Genomic DNA, 2,470 nt, shown 5'->3' with positions numbered 1-2,470 from the left:
CTGTGGGGAAAGGTCATGCGCATCACTGGTGTCCTTCGGCAGCGTCCATGGCATCGCCATATTTGTAATCGAGGTAGCGGGTCTTGATCGCCAGATCGTCGATCGCGCCCGATGCCAGCTGGCGGGTCACGCTGTCAATTTCCGCACTGATCGTGGTGAGCGAATCCACGAATTGCTTGGTCGGGGTTGAGCCTGCGCGTTCTTCATAGCGCAGATGTTCGGGGATCTTGCGATAGCCTTCGACGATGTCGGGCAGGTGTTCGCCCACCAGTTTGCGCACTTCGGCGGCCTGCGGGTGAGCGGGATCGACGTCGGCCAGCTGGAGGCTCAGCGCATCGAGTTGCAGCCCGATGTGATCGACCAGCTTGACCGCTGGCGGCGGCAGCGCGCGGCGCTGGCTTTCCAGCCAGAGTTCGGTGCGGCCCACCAGGGCGCGCGCATCGGTCGATTGCGGGTCGAGATCGCTGCGCTGGGGCAGCTTGAAGCGCGGATAGCGGCCAAACGCCCAGACCGCGCCGACCGTGCCGGCGATGCCCACCATCAGCCCGGTAAAGCCAATGCCGCCGATAATCGAACCGACGATGCTCAGGCCCAGCCACAGCGCGAGCACGGCCAGGCCGATATTCATCGCCTTGCGGCCCCAGTGACGCGCCTTGATCCGCGCCGCGCCGCGCGGCAGCGGCCTGCGCCGCCCGCCCGCCCGCTGGTTGGCGAGCGACTGGCGCGCCTGCTGCAGGATCAGGTCGGAATTGCGGGCCTCGTCCGCCAAGTCAGCCCTCCAGGCTCAGGATGCTGGGGGCATCGTGGGCCAGCTGGGCCTGCGCGGCGCCTTCGGCGCGGGCGATGTAGCCCTTGGACTTTTCGACCTCGGCCGACAGCGTGGTCACCGTCTGCTTCATGTTTTCCAGCGCCTTCACCTTGAAGGTGTCGATGCTGTCCATCGTGTCATAGATGTTCTGGAAGGCGCGCTGCAGCGTTTCGATGGGGATCGTGCTCGACGCCGCCTGTTCGTGGATCTTGGCGGTCTGGTCCTTCAGCATGGTGCTGGTCGAATCGATCAGGTTCGCGGTGGTTTCGTTGAGCGAGGTGATCTGCTGCAGCACGAGCCGCTGGTTCGTCATCGCCTGGGCCACGGTCACCGCGGTGCGCAGCGCGCCGACGGTGGTGGTGCTGGCGCGGTCGACGCCTTTGACCAGTTCGACGTTGTTCTTCTTGACCAGATCGAGCGCAAGGTAACCCTGCACCGTCACGGCCATTTGCGTGAGCAGGTCCTGCGTGCGCTGGCGGACATAGAACAGCGCAGATTCGCGCACCGCCTTGGCCTTGGCCGGGTCGGTCGCGTCAAGTTCGGCGGCCTTGTCTTCCAGCCTCGCGTCGAGCGACTTGGAGATGTGGATCATCTGCTCAAGATTGCCCATCGCCTCCCACAGTCTCTGGCGCTCGACGTCGATCGCGGCATTGTCCATCAGCAGTTCGTCCTTGCCCGAGGCAAGGTGGGTGAGGATCGACTGGATGTGCCCCTGCGCCGACTGGTACGAATTGAAATAGCGCTTCATCGAATTGCCGAAGGGGATGATGCCGAGCAGCTTGCGTCCGGTCGAAAGCTTGCCGGCCTTGCCCGGATCGAGATCCTCGATCACGCGGCGCAGCTCGGTCAGGTTCGCGCCGACCCCCATGTCCTTGTCCATCGCGCGCACCGGGCGGTCGAGGAAGCGGTTCGACATGCCCGCCGCGGCCATGATTTCCTTGCGGCCCATATTGGTGATCTGATCCACCTTCTTGCCGAATTCGGGCGAATTGGCATCGGCCGAGATCAGGTCGGTCACGAAGGCATCGACCTTGGCCTCCAGCTTTGAACGGTTCTCGTCCGAAACGGGGACAAGGCCGACAGCGGCTTCGGGCGCGACGACCGGCACCGGATCGGGCGGGGTCAGCGTGATCGTCGGTGCAGCGGCGGTTGCCGTCTGGGTGCCGGGGTTGGGCGTGCTAGCCATTGCGGGTACGTCCGAGCCTTTCATTTGCCAGCCGCCAAGATGGGGCCGCAGCGATAAGAGTGCAAGCTGTGTTATGGCGATAAGACACGATTTGGCCAAGTCTTGGCCTTGGCGCTCGTCGATCCGTGTTGCTAGTGTGCAGAAATGACCCGCCTGTTACACACCCTGATCATCGGCGCCGGCTTGCTGTTTGCCGCTTCCCAGCCCCTGCAAGCCCAGGCCGAGCAAGGCGGGCCGGATGTCGATGGCATTGCCGCCTCCGCCAGCAGGGCCAATCCCGCGCCGCCGCCGGTTCCGGCTGGCCCGCAAGGCGTGTTTGCCGCGGGCATGATCAAGCGCCTGTCGGCGGCCTATCCCACGGCCACGTTCCGCTCCAGCCGCAAGGATCCGCTGGTGCTCGAAGTAAGCGGCGCGCAGTGGAGCAATGCGCAGCTCTACCTCCACCGGGTCTATGCCTATTGCGAAACCGCCAGCGC

General features: G+C 64.7%; 3 protein-coding genes. 1 reads left to right on the top strand and 2 read right to left on the bottom strand.

The window, feature by feature from the left end; all coding sequences use genetic code 11:
* Nucleotides 1–22: 22 nt before the first annotated feature.
* Nucleotides 23–769, bottom strand: a complete 747-nt coding sequence (locus ACE3SN_RS16765) for a hypothetical protein (RefSeq protein ID WP_374531966.1) — start codon at nucleotides 767–769, stop codon at nucleotides 23–25.
* Between the two features lies 1 nt (nucleotide 770).
* Nucleotides 771–1,994 carry a toxic anion resistance protein gene (locus ACE3SN_RS16760; RefSeq protein WP_374531964.1) on the bottom strand — a complete coding sequence of 408 codons (1,224 nt, stop codon included), beginning with the start codon at nucleotides 1,992–1,994 and terminating at the stop codon, nucleotides 771–773.
* A 144-nt stretch (nucleotides 1,995–2,138) separates the two neighbouring features.
* Here ACE3SN_RS16760 and ACE3SN_RS16755 point away from each other — a divergent pair.
* A partial coding sequence (locus ACE3SN_RS16755) for a hypothetical protein (RefSeq protein ID WP_374531962.1) occupies nucleotides 2,139–2,470 on the top strand: 332 nt, incomplete at its 3' end.

The organism is Novosphingobium sp. (genome assembly GCF_041915465.1).
GTDB lineage: Bacteria > Pseudomonadota > Alphaproteobacteria > Sphingomonadales > Sphingomonadaceae > Novosphingobium.
This window is presented reverse-complemented; position numbering and strand designations above follow the sequence as displayed.

What these genes read in the sequence shown, in the direction of transcription:
- ACE3SN_RS16760 (WP_374531964.1), bottom strand. Translation starts at nt 1,994, where the DNA reads ATGGCTAGCACGCCCAACCCCGGCACCCAGACGGCAACCGCCGCTGCA.